Source organism: Halobellus sp. (assembly GCF_042218505.1).
Classification (GTDB): Archaea; Halobacteriota; Halobacteria; order Halobacteriales; family Haloferacaceae; genus Haloquadratum.
Map to the genome: position 1 here is coordinate 179,435 of NZ_JBDGQZ010000008.1, position 13,949 is coordinate 193,383.

General features: G+C 66.2%; 17 protein-coding genes. 8 read left to right on the plus strand and 9 right to left on the minus strand.

Translation table 11 applies throughout. The features are described 5' to 3' along the window. The first annotated feature begins 78 nt into the window (after positions 1-78). Together rnz and ABEI27_RS02965 are read left to right on the plus strand one after the other, a co-directional pair. Entirely contained in the window at positions 79-1,011 is a 933-nt protein-coding gene (gene rnz, locus ABEI27_RS02960) for a ribonuclease Z (RefSeq protein ID WP_375797943.1), read from the plus strand. 180 nt (positions 1,012-1,191) lie between these two features. Beyond that, on the plus strand, positions 1,192-3,171 hold the full coding sequence (locus ABEI27_RS02965; protein ID WP_375797914.1) for a DUF460 domain-containing protein: 1,980 nt from the start codon (positions 1,192-1,194) through the stop codon (positions 3,169-3,171). Here ABEI27_RS02965 and ABEI27_RS02970 read toward each other — a convergent pair. Together ABEI27_RS02970 and ABEI27_RS02975 are read right to left on the minus strand one after the other, a co-directional pair. Continuing rightward, entirely contained in the window at positions 3,168-3,689 is a 522-nt protein-coding gene (locus ABEI27_RS02970; RefSeq protein ID WP_375797915.1) for a hypothetical protein, read from the minus strand. The two genes, ABEI27_RS02965 and ABEI27_RS02970, sit on opposite strands and share 4 nt — an antisense overlap. 57 nt (positions 3,690-3,746) lie before the next feature. Further along, the gene (locus tag ABEI27_RS02975) at positions 3,747-4,064 is read right to left on the minus strand and encodes a PLDc N-terminal domain-containing protein (protein ID WP_375797916.1); all 318 of its coding nucleotides are present in this window, start codon (positions 4,062-4,064) and stop codon (positions 3,747-3,749) included. A gap of 114 nt (positions 4,065-4,178) precedes the next feature. Here ABEI27_RS02975 and ABEI27_RS02980 point away from each other — a divergent pair, with 114 nt between their 5' ends. Further along, complete coding sequence (locus ABEI27_RS02980; RefSeq protein ID WP_375797917.1) at positions 4,179-5,174, plus strand: tyrosine--tRNA ligase; 996 nt, start codon at positions 4,179-4,181, stop codon at positions 5,172-5,174. 121 nt (positions 5,175-5,295) lie between these two features. Further along, positions 5,296-5,460 carry a hypothetical protein gene (locus ABEI27_RS02985; RefSeq protein WP_375797918.1) on the plus strand — a complete coding sequence of 55 codons (165 nt, stop codon included), beginning with the start codon at positions 5,296-5,298 and terminating at the stop codon, positions 5,458-5,460. Here ABEI27_RS02985 and hisA read toward each other — a convergent pair. Next, positions 5,432-6,157, minus strand: coding sequence for a 1-(5-phosphoribosyl)-5-[(5-phosphoribosylamino)methylideneamino]imidazole-4-carboxamide isomerase (hisA, locus tag ABEI27_RS02990; RefSeq protein ID WP_375797919.1), 726 nt, complete (start codon positions 6,155-6,157; stop codon positions 5,432-5,434). The genes ABEI27_RS02985 and hisA overlap by 29 nt on opposite strands. Before the next feature lie 110 nt (positions 6,158-6,267). Then, entirely contained in the window at positions 6,268-6,498 is a 231-nt protein-coding gene (locus tag ABEI27_RS02995) for a hypothetical protein (protein WP_375797920.1), read from the minus strand. A gap of 108 nt (positions 6,499-6,606) precedes the next feature. Here ABEI27_RS02995 and ABEI27_RS03000 point away from each other — a divergent pair, with 108 nt between their 5' ends. Both ABEI27_RS03000 and glmM read left to right on the plus strand, forming a co-directional pair. Then, positions 6,607-6,864: a hypothetical protein gene (locus tag ABEI27_RS03000; RefSeq protein ID WP_375797921.1), complete on the plus strand. Its 258-nt coding sequence runs from the start codon at positions 6,607-6,609 to the stop codon at positions 6,862-6,864. 81 nt (positions 6,865-6,945) lie between these two features. Then, positions 6,946-8,316: a phosphoglucosamine mutase gene (gene glmM, locus ABEI27_RS03005; RefSeq protein ID WP_375797922.1), complete on the plus strand. Its 1,371-nt coding sequence runs from the start codon at positions 6,946-6,948 to the stop codon at positions 8,314-8,316. A 9-nt stretch (positions 8,317-8,325) separates the two neighbouring features. Here the strand turns inward: glmM and ABEI27_RS03010 are convergent, their stop codons facing one another. The 5 genes from ABEI27_RS03010 to ABEI27_RS03030 all read right to left on the minus strand — a co-directional run bounded on the left by ABEI27_RS03010 (position 8,326) and on the right by ABEI27_RS03030 (position 11,933). Further along, the gene (locus ABEI27_RS03010; RefSeq protein WP_375797923.1) at positions 8,326-8,586 is read right to left on the minus strand and encodes a hypothetical protein; all 261 of its coding nucleotides are present in this window, start codon (positions 8,584-8,586) and stop codon (positions 8,326-8,328) included. Further along, positions 8,586-9,809: a hypothetical protein gene (locus ABEI27_RS03015; RefSeq protein WP_375797924.1), complete on the minus strand. Its 1,224-nt coding sequence runs from the start codon at positions 9,807-9,809 to the stop codon at positions 8,586-8,588. Before ABEI27_RS03015 ends, ABEI27_RS03010 begins: the two co-directional genes overlap by 1 nt. An 8-nt stretch (positions 9,810-9,817) precedes the next feature. Further along, entirely contained in the window at positions 9,818-10,186 is a 369-nt protein-coding gene (hisI, locus tag ABEI27_RS03020; RefSeq protein ID WP_375797925.1) for a phosphoribosyl-AMP cyclohydrolase, read from the minus strand. Between the two features lie 220 nt (positions 10,187-10,406). Further along, positions 10,407-11,450 carry a prepilin peptidase gene (locus tag ABEI27_RS03025; RefSeq protein WP_375797926.1) on the minus strand — a complete coding sequence of 348 codons (1,044 nt, stop codon included), beginning with the start codon at positions 11,448-11,450 and terminating at the stop codon, positions 10,407-10,409. A 159-nt stretch (positions 11,451-11,609) separates the two neighbouring features. Continuing rightward, on the minus strand, positions 11,610-11,933 hold the full coding sequence (locus ABEI27_RS03030; protein WP_375797927.1) for a DUF5783 family protein: 324 nt from the start codon (positions 11,931-11,933) through the stop codon (positions 11,610-11,612). 127 nt (positions 11,934-12,060) lie between these two features. Between ABEI27_RS03030 and ABEI27_RS03035 the strand changes: the two genes are divergently transcribed. Both ABEI27_RS03035 and ABEI27_RS03040 read left to right on the plus strand, forming a co-directional pair. Next, positions 12,061-13,155 (plus strand): CNNM domain-containing protein, encoded by a 1,095-nt coding sequence (locus ABEI27_RS03035; RefSeq protein ID WP_375797928.1) that lies wholly within the window; start codon positions 12,061-12,063, stop codon positions 13,153-13,155. Between the two features lie 80 nt (positions 13,156-13,235). Beyond that, positions 13,236-13,664 carry a universal stress protein gene (locus tag ABEI27_RS03040; RefSeq protein ID WP_375797929.1) on the plus strand — a complete coding sequence of 143 codons (429 nt, stop codon included), beginning with the start codon at positions 13,236-13,238 and terminating at the stop codon, positions 13,662-13,664. The last annotated feature ends 285 nt before the right edge of the window (positions 13,665-13,949 follow it).

Consider the following 13,949-nt stretch of genomic DNA (forward strand, 5'->3'; position numbering starts at 1 on the left):
GCGCGGCCATCCCGTTCCGGGGGCTCTCGCGAGATCCGACACGCGTTTAGCCCGCGGTCCCGGAGGAGTGGTATGTCGATGCGCGTGACGTTCCTCGGGACGGGCGGGGCCGTGCCGACGACTGAACGAGCCCCGAGCGCGTTTCTCGTCGAGCGCGAGGGAGAACGGTTGCTGTTCGACTGCGGCGAGGGCACCCAGCGCCAGATGATGCGGTTCGGAACCGGGTTCTCCGTCTCACACGTGTTCGTCACGCACCTCCACGGCGACCACGTCCTCGGGATTCCCGGCCTGATCCAGACACTCGATTTCAACGACCGGGAGTCGGCAATCGCAATCCACGGACCACCCGGCTCGAAGGGACATCTGAAGAACCTCGTCGAAGCCGGCGGCTACCGGCCCGGCTTCCCGGTTAACGTCCACGAGGTCCGACCCGGCGGCGTCGCGCTCGATGGGGACGGCTACGAGGTCCGGACGTTCGCGACGGAGCACCGGAACGCGAGTTCGATGGGCTACGCGCTCGTCGAAGACGATCGACGCGGACGGTTCGACCGCGAGAGAGCCGAGGAACTCGGCGTCCCCGTCGGCCCGAAGTTCGGACAGCTCCACAACGGCGAGTCCGTGGAGCTGGACGACGGCACCGTGATCGAGCCGGATCAGGTCGTCGGCGACCCCCGACCGGGCCGGCGATTCGTCTACACGGGTGACACTAGACCCGTCGAGGCCGCCGTCGATGCCACCGCAGAGCCGGACCTGCTGATCCACGACGCCACCTTCGGCGCGGAGTGGGCAGGGCGGGCGCAACAGACCGGCCATTCGACCGCGAGGGAGGCGGCCGAGATCGCCAACCGCGCAGGGGCGACGCGGCTCGCGCTCACCCACATCTCCTCGCGATACGCCGGCGACGCGGGACCGATCGAACGGGAGGCAAAGGAGGCGTTCGACGGAGAGACGGCGTTCGTCCCCGACGACGGTCACACGTTCGAGGTCCCCTACCCGGACACCGAGGAGTAGCAGTCGATCAGATGGGTTGGCTGACAGCCGGCGTCGTCGACCCGCGCGGGCGTGCCGGACAACCGCGAACCGGCGCGGGAGAGCGGTCAGATCACGGCGACGATGGCCCCGCGATCGTACATAAACGCTCGGGGGTGTGTCGGCGTGGCATATATATCTGCACACGACCAATCCAGTGTTGTGAACGATCGGACGAGCGCCCTCGACTCTCTCGTCTTCGGCGTCGACATCCAGAGCGGCGACGTCCGAGGTGACTCGCCCTCCTACGCCCTCGTCGCCTTCGACGGCGAAAACGTCGATCGCGACGTCGTCTCCTATCGGAAGCTTCGCCGCCTGCTCGACCGCGAGGAGCCGGCGATGCTGGCGACGGACAATATGTACGAACTCGCGGCCGACAAGGACGCACTCGTTCACTTTCTGCGGACGATTCCCGAGGCGACGACGCTGGTACAGGTGACCGGCGCGGAGCGACCCGAACCGCTTTCGCGCGTCGCCTCCAGACACGGCGTTCCCTACGGAAAGAAGCCGATGAAGGAAGCCGAGGCGGCGGCACGCCTGGCGGCCGCGAACATCGGCTACGAGGTGTCTGCGTTCGGCGACACCACGTCCGTGAAAGTCTCTCGCGGGCGCTCGACCGGCAAGGGCGGCTGGAGTCAGGATCGCTACACTCGCCGGATCCACGGGTCGGTGAAGCGGCGCACGCGGGAGGTCAAAGACCGGTTCCAGCAGGCCGATCTCGAGTTCGAGGTCGACGTGACCGAGAAGTACGGCGGGTACGCCAACGCCGTCTTTACCGTCGAAGCGCCGCCGGGCGACATCCCGGTCTCCGAGGGCCGCTCCGGCGACACGCGGATCGAAATCGAGCGCGAGCGGCGCGACGGAATCGAGTTCGAGCCGCTGGTGAAGCGTCGGGATCACGTGTTCGTCGGGATCGATCCGGGGACCACCACCGCGGCCGCAGTCGTCGGCCTCGACGGGAGCGTCCTCGACGTGTACTCGACGCGAACGGCCGACACTGCCGACGTCATCGAGTGGCTGATCGAACGCGGGCGGCCGGTTCTCGTCGCTGCCGACGTGACGCCGATGCCCGAGACCGTCGAGAAGTTCCGGCGGAGTTTCGATGCGGCCGCGTGGACGCCGAACTCGGACCTCCCGGTCGACGAGAAACTCCACCGGGCGCGCGACACGTCCTACGAGAACGACCACCAGCGTGACGCGCTCGCGGCAGCGCTGTTCGCCTTCGATGACCACGAAGACCAGATCGAGCGGATCTCGCGGAAAGTGCCGCCGGACGTCGAGCGCGGCGAGGTGATCGCTCGCGTCATCGCCGGCGAGGAGTCAGTCGAGGCCGTCCTGCGCGACATCGTCGACGACGAGGACGAGCAGGAGACCGGATCGGAACACCACGAGCGCGAACTCACCGAGGACGAAAAGGAGATCCGCCGACTCCGCACGCGAGTCGAGCGGCTGGAATCCCACATCGAGGATCTCGACGACACCATCGAGCAGCGCGACGCCGAAATCGAGGAGTACGAGGAGAAACTCTCGGAAGCCAAACGTGAGGAGCGCCGGGAGGCCAGAGAACGTCGCGAAGTGAAGCGCCTCGAGCGCGAGAACAACCGTCTGGAGCGGCGGATCGATACGCTGGAAGACGAAAACGAAGCGCTCGATGAGAAACTCGAACGCCTCAAACGCCTCTGGAAACTGGACCACTCGAACTTCGCCGACGTCGACACCGACGGCGACCTCGTCTCCGTGAAGGTGATCGAGCAGTTCACCCGCGACGCCATCGAAACCGCCGACGAACAGTTCGGCCTAGCCGCCGGCGACGTCGTCTACCTCCGGGACGCCTCGGGGGCGGGGCGATCGACGGCCCGGCGTTTGGCCGACATCGAGCCGCGTGTCGTCCTGCGCTCTGGCGGCAATCTCTCGAACGTCGCCGACCGCATTCTCTTCGAGCACGAGATCCCCGTCGCGCCGGCCGACGACGTCGCGATTCAGGAGGTGGACGAACTCGCCGTTGCCAGCGAAGTCGACGTCGAGGGCGCAATCGAGGACTGGGAGCGGCGGGCCGAAGAGCGCCGAAAAGAGCAGAAGGCCTCAATGGTCGATCAGATTATCTCCGAGCACCGCGCAGAGACCCGAAGCGAGTCCCGCTAACCGGACCGGCGGGCGACTTCGATCCCGCGTTCTTCGAAGGCCTCGATAGCGCACTCGTAGACGGCATCGCCCTGTTCCGTGTACAGTGAGGGGAGGTTCACCCGCCGCTTCCGGACCGATCCGTCGTCGATGTACGCGACGACGAGGCGCGGCCGAGTCACACCTTTCGCCCCGGGGACAGCCGTGACGGATTCGATGTCCACGAGGGGAATCCGGTCCGGCGATCGGAAGCCGCGGAGAAGGTTCACGAGCCAGAGGAACAGGACGACGCCGACGACGATGGCGACGATGCCGAAATCGCCGCTTGCGACGGTAGTGGCGAACCAGCCGACGCCGTAGAACAGTCCGAAGACGTAGCCCACGAACACGACGCGCTGCGACCACGAGTCGCTGCGCCAGTAGTCGCGGTAGAGTCCCCGGAGGTAGCCGACAAACGACTCCTCGAAGCGAACGGCGTCGGATATGAATTGGGCAGTGCCGCGTTTCGTGCGGAAGGAGTCGGCGGGCACAGTCTTCATTCACCCGGAACCTATGTAGAGGCGTCGGTGGCTCAAGAGGCGATTGCAGTCACGATCCTATCGCGGCCGGGCGTCGGCGTCCGCGCGGTGTGGTGCGTCGGGTTGTCCGAGGAAGTAGTACGCGACGAACCCGACGAACGGGAGCAGGAACGTGATCCCGGTCCACGTCAGCGGCGCGTCGCTGCCGCGGCCGTTCGCGTCGAGATATACCCATCCCGGGAGTGCGACGTGGGCGATCAGAAAGTAGAGCGCGAAACTGAAAAAGTACGCGAGCGTCCCCAGGTCGGCGACGACGAGCCACATCGCGAACAGCGGGATGAAGGCCACGGTGACCAGCCCTCCGAGGAGGACGAGCGGCGAACGGGTCGTTGCCATCGGACCGTCTTCGGACCGGACAGATATGACGCTTTCCGGTCGGGATCGGCCGGGGAGGTCTTGCGTCGCCGTCAACCCAGAAGTCATATGCCGGCGTCGGGACTTCTGCCCTGTATGGACGCCTACGAACAGATCACCCGGAACGTCTCCGAGGTGGTCACCGAAGCGGAAGTGCGCGCGCTAGCCGACTCCCCGGACGGAAAGCGAGCGTACGTGGGGTACGAACCCTCGGGCGTCCTCCACATCGGCCATATGCTGACGGCGAACAAACTCATCGAACTGCAGGAGGCGGGTTTCGAGGTCGTCGTCCTCCTGGCCGACGTCCACGCGTACCTCAACGGCAAGGGGACCTTCGCGGAGATCCGCGAGACAGCGGCCCGGATGCAGGAACAGTTCGTCGCCTACGGACTCGCGGCGTCCCAGACGGAGTTCGTGTTGGGTTCGGAGTACCAACTCGACGAGGAGTACATCCTGGATCTGCACGCGCTCGAACTGGAAACGTCGCTCTCGCGGGCCGAGCGCGCGATGTCCGAGATCGCCGGCGGCGACACCGCGACCGTCGCACAGGCCGTCTACCCGCTGATGCAGGCGCTCGACATCGTCTACCTCGACGTGGATCTCGCGATCGGCGGAATGGAACAGCGGAAGGTCCATATGCTCGCCCGCGACACCCTTCCGAGCATCGACGCCGACTCGCCGACCTGCCTCCACACGCCGCTGATCGCCGACCTGACGACCGGCGTGGGAAAGATGTCGACCTCGACGGGCGTCTCGATCTCGATGGAGGATTCCACGGCCGAGATCGAAAATAAAGTCAACAGCGCGTACTGCCCGCCGACGGCGGATCCCGACCCGACCGACGAAGGCGAAGAGCGGGAGAACCCCGTGTTACAGATCTTCGAGTACCACGTCTTCCCGCGCTTCGGGGAGGTCGTCGTCGAGCGTCCCGACCAGTACGGCGGCGACCTGAGCTACGAGTCGTACCAGGAACTCGAGGCCGATCTCGAATCCGGCGAACTCCACCCCGCGGACGCGAAGGGGGCGCTTGCGACGTCCCTCGACGAACTGATCGCTCCCGGTCGCGAGAAGATCCGCGAGCGGGAGGACTGACTGTCCGTCGTCGAGGCGGGCGACTGGCCTCGTGACCCGTGAGGAGGGAATATTCCCCCAGCGTCAGACGCACGTCTTGCGGAGTTTGATACTGGGAGCGCCTAACAATGGGCTCAGGCAGATGAAGGGAGTCGTCCTCGGGATATACGCGCTCGCGCTCGGAACCGTGTTACTGCTCTCGAACTCGGGGGTTGCGACCGGCCTCGGCGCGACGCTCATCGGAATCACCGTGCTCGCCGTATTCACCCACGTCCGGCTCAGGCATCCATCGCGGCTTCGAGAGTGAACGTCCCCTCGTAGAGCGCGGTTCCGACCACCACGGCCGCCGCACCAGCCTCCCGGAGTGTTCGGACGTCGTCGAGCGATGCGACGCCCCCCGAGGCGACAACGGGGGTATCGACGGCCTCGACGATCCGCTGGGTCACGCCGGCCTGGACGCCCTCGTGTTGTCCCTCCACGTCAACGTCGGTGAAGAGAATCGCCCCCGCGCCGAGGTCCGCATAGCGGGCAGCGGCGTCTGCGGGGTCGAGGCCAGTGCTCTCGGTCCACCCCGAGACGACGACCTCGCCGTCTTTTGCGTCGAGGCTCACCATCACGCGACCGGGGTAGGAGTCGGCAATCTCCGCGACCAGATCAGGCTCTTCGACGGCCGCGGTGGCGAGGATCACGCGCTCGACGCCGCGATCGAGCAGGTCGGCCGCATCCGCGAACGTGCGGATCCCGCCCCCCAGTTGGACTGGGACGTCGACGGCCTCAACGACGGCCTCGACGGCGCCGGCGTTCGCCCGTTCGCCCTCGAACGCGCCGTCGAGGTCTACGAGGTGGAGCGTCGTCGCACCCGAATCGACCCACCGGCGAGCGGCGTCGACCGGGTCGCCGTAGCGTTTCTCGGTTCCGCGTTCTCCCTGGACGAGTTGGACGACCTCGCCGTCCTGCATATCGACGGCGGGCACGACCTCGAAGGACGGAAACGGATGGGTCATAATCGCCACTGGGCGGGGGAGCGGCCTAAAGTCTCCGAAGCGAAGCAGTGCGAGTGCGCCGGAGTGAAGCGGTCCGGTGGCTCCGGAGCGAGGCGCTCCTCCGCGATGAGTCACTCCGTCAGCGGGAGGAGGATGCCGAAGACGAAGGGCGAAAGCAGCGCGAGGAGCACACCGAGCCACTCCGCGTCCACCAGTAGCGTGTGTTCCCAGGCTGGAACGGTCATACCGGTGTGTGCGAGGGCAAACTCGCCGAGAGCACCGAGTGCGAACAGTCCGAGTCCGAGGAGGACTCCGCGCTTCGTGAGCGTCGGGTAATCGATATGGCCGTAACGTCCTGCCATATTCGACAGATAACCGAAACCCAACATATCCCTTTCGTTCGCGACCCAGCGGCAAGGCAGTCAGTCGAAAACCGAAAAAGTCTCACGAAACGACTGATATCTGACGCTGTGAGCAGTTCTGTACTCGAACTCGCCCCCGAACTGGTCGAGGTGTTCGTGTTCGGTCTCGGTTCTGCCGGATTCTCGGTGGTCGGAGCGTACATCGGGCAGTTCGCGCTGGCGATGGCGCAGCACGGCGAACCGAAACTCGGGTTGTGGGCGGCCGTTATCGGGGCGGTCGCGCTCTATTTCGCGTGCTACCTGGCTGCAGACAAGGTCGTCCCCGCCTGGGCCGAATTCAGAGCGGTCACGGATGGAAAGTCGTAGACGGTCCTGGAAGTCCTTGCGACCGAATCCGTCCGCGAGCGTTCGCAACCGCTTTTACGAAGCGCCGAGGAGGTGCCGACGATGAAACTGTTCGGTTCGAGCGGTACTCGGGGGGTCATCGGAAACGGCCTCACACCCGAGTTCGTGCTCCGGGTTGCCAAGGCGGCGGGCACCGTCTGGGACGTAGAGCGGGCCATCGTCGCGCGCGACACCCGGACCACCGGCGAGATGCTGGCAAACGCGGCCACGAGTGGCTTAGAGAGCGTCGGCGTCGACGTCGACCGACTCGGGCCGACGCCGACGCCGGGCGCCGTTCGATACGCCGGCAAGAACGAACGGCCCGGAATCGTGATCACGGCCTCGCACAACCCGCCGGAGTACAACGGCGTGAAACTCGTCGGCGCCGACGGAGTCGAACTGGCCGTCGAAGACCTCGAACGGATCGAGAACCACGTCCTCGGTGAGGAGTTCGCGGACGCGTCGTGGGACGCCGTCGGAGAATCGACAGCAGTCGATGCGGCCAACCGCCAGTACGTCGCCGATCTTCTGAAATCGGTGGACCGCGAGGCGATTGCGGCCGCTGATCTGACCGTCGCGGTCGACCCCGGGCACGGCGCAGGTGCGCTGACCAGCCCGACGTTCTTCCGCAAACTCGGCTGCGACGTCGTCACGGTCAACGCCAACCCCGACGGCCACTTCCCCGGTCGGGAGTCCGAACCGGTCGGATCAAACTTGACGGACCTCAAATCGCTCGTGCGCGCGGCTGACGCCGACGTCGGGATCGCCCACGACGGTGACGCCGACCGGGCCGTCTTCGTCGACGAGCGCGGGCAGTTCGTTTCGGGGGAGGCGTCGCTCGCGGCGCTCGCGGCCGCCGAACTCGAACCGGGCGACGCGGCGGTCGCTGCGGTCAACGTCTCCCAGCGACTCGTCGACGTCTGCGAGGCGATCGGCGTGGACCTCGAACTCACGCCGATCGGCTCGACGAACATCATCACCCGAATCCGCGAACTCAGAGCCGACGGCGTGCGGGTCCCCATCGCCGGCGAGGGCAACGGTGGGATCTTCTTCCCCGAGCACTGGCTCGTCCGCGACGGCGCGTACGTGGGTGCGCGGTTTCTCGAACTCGTCACTGAGCGGCCCTCGAGCGACGTCGTCGCACCGTACACAGACTATGAGAACGTCCGGGTAAACCTCGACTACGAGACCGAGGCTGAACTCGACGCGATGCTGGAGGCGGCCCGCCAGTACGCCGAGGCGGCCAACGCCGAGCCGAACACGAAAGACGGCTACCGCCTCGACTACGGTGACGCCTGGGTGCTCGTGCGTCCCTCCGGGACCGAACCCAAGATCCGGGTCTACGCGGAAGCGAGCGACCGCTCGCGGGCGGAAGAGCTCGCCTCGGACGCCGCTGGGTCGCTCCGTGACGCACGCGATACAGTGGCCGAGTGACCCCTCGATTCAGAGCGTCAGGACGCCGAGCAGCGAACAGCAGAGGCCCAGCGTGAGGAGAACGAACCCACGTTCGATCGACGCCTCTTCGGGAGGCTCCGGAACCGAAAACGCCGGCTGCCTGTCGGCCGGGTGATCGAGCCACGCAAGTGCGTCGAAGCGGTCGTCGGCGCGAAGTCGGGCGACCGCGTTCTTCGTCTGCAGAGCGCGCGCGCCGGAGTAGAAACAGAGGAGGCTAGCGGCGAACGCGACGGCTGAGACGACGACCATCAGCCCGCCCCGTCTGAAGTGTCGCTGTCCCCACGACCGGACGAGGACGTGTCTCCCTTGAGTGCCTCCGAGAGCCGATTGCGGGCGTCGCGGAGGCGCTGCAGTTCGGTCGCGGCCGCGCCAGAGCGGACGCGCTCGAGTTCGTCGGCGTCGAGTTCCTCGTGCGCGCGGGCGGCGAGCCGAAGTTCCGCGTAATCGTCGCGTCGCGTCAGATCCCGGACCGTTCTGAGCCGGGCGATCGTCTCCGGCGTGGCGAAGCGACCCAGAAGCGAGATCGCTTCCCCAGCCCAGGGTCTGAGTTCGCCCGCGGGCGGCGGCGGCAACGACACCGTCAGCGGTTCGGCCGACAGGCGTTCGAGGTACGTCCGGTGGACCGCGACGTTGGTCTGGAGCGCCGCTGGATCCTCGGCGTAGTGGTCCAGTTTCGAGCCGGTGAACTCGGCGTACTCCAGCAGAGTCGGGATCGGCTCGTCGGCGTCAGGACTCTCGCGGACGAACGATCTGAGATCCCGCGGCGGGGGGCGGAAGTCGACGAGCGGGAACGACTCCGCGCGCTTTAAGAAACTGACGACGTCGGCGATCGGCGCCGACTCGTAGAACGACTCGAACTGCGCGGTGACGGCCTCGTCGTACGCTCGGATCGGTTCGCGAAGCGCGTCGACCGGCGCGTCGAGGTCGACGTCCGCGAACGACAGCATCTCTGTGCGGGCGTCGATCTCCGCGTCGATCTCGTCAAGGTGGAGGTTCGCGTCGCGGCGAGCCTTCGAGAGCCGTTCGGTTGCGTCCTCGCGCCGATCAAGGAGGTCGACGTACTCGGCGGCCGGGGCGAGATCCTCGCGAGCGCGCTCGAAGTCGGCGTCGCTGAGGCGGCGCTGATCCATCCGCTCTGCGGCGGCTTCAAAGGCATCGTGCGCCGGGATCGACTCGCCGAGGCCCTCGACCAGTCCGAGGAACTTGTCCTGGAACTCGACGTACGCCCGGAAGTCGCCGGTCCCGGTCGCTGAGTCCTCGTACCGATCGAGCAGTCGGACCGCCCTCCGGTAGGCGTCCGCGGCGTCGACGACCGCGTCCTCGCCAACCTCTTCGATGCGTTCCTCGACCGTGTCGCGTCGCTCGCGGGCCGTTTCGAGTGCGTCGATGCGTTCATCGACCGCGTCGAGTTGGGCGGTGATCCCGTCGCTGGAGGAGTCGGCGTCCGCCGTCGTCGGGTCGGATCCGGACATTGGTGCGGTTACTGGTAGACGGCGTCGGGGTCGAACACCTGTTCGCCGACGTGTTCGCCGTCGATTGTCCGGTAGAAGCACGATCGATGGCCAGTGTGGCACGCGCCGCCGGACTGCTCGACGAGATACAGCAGCGCGTCCGCGTCACAGTCGACGCGGATCTCCGCGACCGCCTGGGTGTGACCGCTCGTCGCGCCCTTCTCCCAGAGTTCCTCACGACTCCGGGAGTAGTAGTGTGCTCGGCCCGTCTCGCGGGTCCGTTCGAGCGCCTCCGGCGAAACGTACGCCAGCATCAACACCTCGCCGGAGTCGGCGTCCTGTGCGACGGCGGGAACGAGCCCGCTATCGCCAAAATCGACCGCGATATCCCCAGTCATTGTTGTGACCGAGGCGTGTACCGCCGATAGGTCTTTTGCTGCTGGGAAATCGGACCGGCCGAGGTGCAGCGATCGGCGATTGGCTAGCAGTCGGCACGCCGCGTTCGGACCCGCGCCGGCGTGCCGAGCAACCGCGGCCCGACGCGGGGCATCGCTCACTGCATACGGTTGGTGGCCTCGTCATCGGATATAACCCTCCGTGCGGGTCGTCCGAGACCGATCAGACGATTCCGATCGCCCCGAGGAGACCGAAGACCAGATCGCCGTACGTGAACGCGACGAACGTGCCAGCGAACATCGGGACGATGAACGGGATGCCCGGCGACACCCAGACGTCGTCGCGCTCGGCGACGATGTCGAGGCCGCCGCGGAGTTTCTCCGGCGACGTGCCGTACGCCGTCCCCTCGATTCCGTCGAGGAACGCCGCAGCGCCCCACTCGTCGGCCGGGTCGGCGGCGATGGGCTCGACGGAGTCGGACGGGCCGGCGCCATCGGCAACTTCGTCGCCCACATCGGCGCTGTCGAGCGTCGTTGCGGAGACCCCATCGCCGGCACCTTCGTCGCCGACGGCCCCGTCAGTCGCCGGGTAGGTCGCGTCGATGCTCGCGGGGTCGCGGAAGGTGTCGGGGTCAGCGCGGAGGTCCGAGAGCGACGCGCCGCGCCAACGAAGGTACATCCGCAGCGCGTCGAGGTCGAGGCCGTGCCGGGAGAAGCCGTCCGGCGTCTCGTAGAGACGGCCGTGGGCCGTCGGGAGCGACGCGACGTCCATTCGGCGACCGAGGAAGCCGACCGGGAACCGGAAGTCGCCGTCGAGGAGATTGCGGACGGCGATGCCGAGCGGATACAGAACCGCGAGCAGGACCGTGTTCGTCAGGACGGTCATCGAGAAGACACCGAGTGTCGTCACCACAATGGGGAGCGTGAAGCCCGAAAACAAATAGGTCGGGAACGTCGGCAAGAGGATCGCGATCGTGATAAGCGCCTTCGCGTCCGCGCCGCCGAACCCGCCGAGGCGCCAGAACAGATAGGAGAGCGGAGCGACGAGAAAGAGGCTGATTCCGACGCGAATGAAAAAGAGGAGATCAGCCGACGTTGCGAACGAGAGGTGGCCGAGGGCGTCCCACGCCAGGAGCACGACGCCCAGGGCGACGAGCGGGAGCCAGGTCCGGCTCGGCACCCGCCGTGTCTCGACGTCGCGCCACGCCGCCCACCCCAGGACGGGGACGACGACTAACCGGAGGATATCGGGTACGCTGGCGAACATACAGGGGAAGCGAACCCGGGGGAGTTGTAGCTTGCGTCTGGCACCGCCCGGTCGAATACGGGGGTCCGGGAGTTCGTGCCTGAGTGCGACTGCGGCGGTCACGACGCTACAGCAGAAACGGTCGAGTCGGACGGGCAATCCGCCCATCCCCGGCGTGGCTCATTCCGCGGTTTCGAGGCCGAAGACGCGTCGGTGTTGCCGCCGGAGTTCTGTGACGTACTCTTCGAGGACCGTCGAGAGCTTCTCGTCGTCGACGACGACGGCCGTCAGGCGCGATTCGGGGTCCGCCGGGAGTTCGATCCGGAAGCTCCCGTCCTCGTAGAACGGTTCGGACTCGTTGAGGATCTGCTGGTCGATTGCGTGGATCAGTTCGGAGTCGTACGTGTCGTTCATCACCTCGAAGGCGTTCTTGTACGCGCGCTGGAGTTCGGGGAAGTAGTTCGCGTACTTGTCCTCGAACTGCTCGGGGTCGAATTCGGCCATACCTGTGTGTGGCCCGCGGCGGTACATACGGGTTTTGTGTGACGCCGACAGTCCACAAGCACCGGACCAGACCCCCACGTATTTCACGCGCCCTCGATTTGTCGCGAACATAACCGTCGCTGGCAGTATGAACAGCCTCGGGATCATTTTCCGGCTTTTCGCCGGGGTCGCGTTGATCCTCGCCAACGGCTTCTTCGTCGCCATCGGGTTCGCGCTCACGCGAGTCCGGCAGTACACCGAATCGGAGTTCGACGAACCCGGCCTGCGACGGGCGGGGGGGATGACCGACGACCTGGAGATCTATCTCACGAGCTGTCAGGTCGGAATCACTGCCTCTAGTATTGCTGTTGGGATCGTGGCCGAGCCGGCGTTAGCGGCGCTCTTCCAGCCGTACTTTCAGTCGACAGTACTCGCGTCGATCGGTGCAGGTGGTGTTCTCGCGTTCCTTATCATCAATCTCCTGCATCTTACCCACGGCGAGCAGACGCCGACGTACCTCGGCGTCGAGCGCTCGAAGTTCGTCGCCCGGCACGGGGCCACGCCGCTGTACTGGTTCGCCAAAGTCATCTCGCCGATCATTGCTATCGGCGACGGCGTCGCGAAGTGGACGCTCAGACTGTTCGACGTCGAGATGACGGGTGCGTGGCTGGAGGCCGAGACCGACGCAATCGAGTCGCGGGCGGATCTCAGACACGAACTCGGTTCGGTGCTCGACCGCGGGGGGCTCTCAGAAGAACGCCGGCAGGAAGTCATCAACGCCCTCGCTGTCGGCGAGCGGGAGATCAGCGACGTGATGACTCCGGTTAAGGGGGTGGTGTTTCTCTCGACAGTCGAGGGCGTCGAGACGAATCTCGATCGGATCGGCTCGAATCCCCACACGAGACTACCGCTGATCGGCGAGAACCCCGAGGACTTCCGCGGAATCGTCTACGTTCCCAAGGTCGTCGCAAACATAGACGCGCTTCGCGAGGGCGACACGACGCTCGAGGCCATCGCCGCGCCGCCGATGACACTCGCGTCCGACACGCATCTCAGCGACGCCATCGATCAGTTCCAGGTCGAGCGGCAAGAACTCGGGCTCGTGGTCAAGGACGGCTCCGTGGTGGGGCTGCTGACGGCGACCGACGCCTTCGAGGCGGTGATGGGTGATCTCGAAGATCCGCTCGACGTCGAGGCCGACACGGATCGGAGTCAGCCCGTCTCGCCGAGCGAAGGGGCGTGAAGCCACCGGTCGGTCGTGGACTCACCCGTGTCCGACGCGGCGGTCGCACGCTATTGGTGTGACGACGCGGATGTGAACGTATGTTCGAGGCGCTCCTCTGTCCGACCGACGGCAGCGACGGGGCGACCCGGATTCTCGATCTTGCAACCGAGCACGGCGCGACGGTGCACCTGCTCTCAGCTGCAGACATCGATGCCGAGTGTCTCACCGGAGGGCGCACGGACGTCGCAGCCGAGATCGAGTCACGTGCTCGCGCCGTCGTCTCAGAAGCCGCGAGACGTGCCGAGGCACGTGGCGTCGACTTCGTCACGACGGTCGAACGAGCAGCGCCGGTAGACGCCATCATCGAGCACGCCGAGGCCGCCGAGATCGACCCGATCGCGATGCCCACACACGGTCGGACGGGGATCGACCGGTATCGGCTCGGAAGCGTCACCGAGACACTCCTCCGGACGTCGTCGGTCCCGGTGTTGACCGTCCGAGAGAGTGAGCGGCCGGACGGAGAGTGAGTCGGAAGGCGGACAAAGAGAACAGAGCGCGAAAGCGAACGGGAGCGATCGACTGAGGAACGGGTCACGTGGATAGTGCGACGAACGCCGCCACGAGCGTCGTCTCCGGTGAACGGCTACTCCGCGCTGTCTTTCATTTCGGCCTCGATGCGCTCGTCCACCTGCTCTTGAACTTCCTCCGCAACGGTCTCTGCGACGTGTTCGTCGACTTGTTCTTGAACCTCTTCGTCGACGCGTTCGGACACCGTCTCGTCGACCTGCGTCTCGACCTGTTCTTGCACCTCT

Bases quoted from the DNA above. Each gene is read 5' to 3' on its own strand.
- ABEI27_RS02975 (WP_375797916.1), bottom strand. From the start codon at position 4,064: ATGGCAACGACCCGTTCGCCGCTCGTCCTCCTCGGAGGGCTGGTCACC.
- ABEI27_RS03040 (WP_375797929.1), top strand. From the start codon at position 13,236: ATGTTCGAGGCGCTCCTCTGTCCGACCGACGGCAGCGACGGGGCGACC.
- ABEI27_RS03025 (WP_375797926.1), bottom strand. From the start codon at position 11,450: ATGTTCGCCAGCGTACCCGATATCCTCCGGTTAGTCGTCGTCCCCGTC.
- ABEI27_RS02995 (WP_375797920.1), bottom strand. From the start codon at position 6,498: ATGGCAGGACGTTACGGCCATATCGATTACCCGACGCTCACGAAGCGC.
- ABEI27_RS02985 (WP_375797918.1), top strand. From the start codon at position 5,296: ATGAAGGGAGTCGTCCTCGGGATATACGCGCTCGCGCTCGGAACCGTG.
- ABEI27_RS03030 (WP_375797927.1), bottom strand. From the start codon at position 11,933: ATGGCCGAATTCGACCCCGAGCAGTTCGAGGACAAGTACGCGAACTAC.
- hisI (WP_375797925.1), bottom strand. From the start codon at position 10,186: ATGACTGGGGATATCGCGGTCGATTTTGGCGATAGCGGGCTCGTTCCC.
- ABEI27_RS03035 (WP_375797928.1), top strand. From the start codon at position 12,061: ATGAACAGCCTCGGGATCATTTTCCGGCTTTTCGCCGGGGTCGCGTTG.
- ABEI27_RS02970 (WP_375797915.1), bottom strand. From the start codon at position 3,689: ATGAAGACTGTGCCCGCCGACTCCTTCCGCACGAAACGCGGCACTGCC.
- rnz (WP_375797943.1), top strand. From the start codon at position 79: ATGCGCGTGACGTTCCTCGGGACGGGCGGGGCCGTGCCGACGACTGAA.
- ABEI27_RS03010 (WP_375797923.1), bottom strand. From the start codon at position 8,586: ATGGTCGTCGTCTCAGCCGTCGCGTTCGCCGCTAGCCTCCTCTGTTTC.
- ABEI27_RS03015 (WP_375797924.1), bottom strand. From the start codon at position 9,809: ATGTCCGGATCCGACCCGACGACGGCGGACGCCGACTCCTCCAGCGAC.
- hisA (WP_375797919.1), bottom strand. From the start codon at position 6,157: ATGACCCATCCGTTTCCGTCCTTCGAGGTCGTGCCCGCCGTCGATATG.
- ABEI27_RS02980 (WP_375797917.1), top strand. From the start codon at position 4,179: ATGGACGCCTACGAACAGATCACCCGGAACGTCTCCGAGGTGGTCACC.
- glmM (WP_375797922.1), top strand. From the start codon at position 6,946: ATGAAACTGTTCGGTTCGAGCGGTACTCGGGGGGTCATCGGAAACGGC.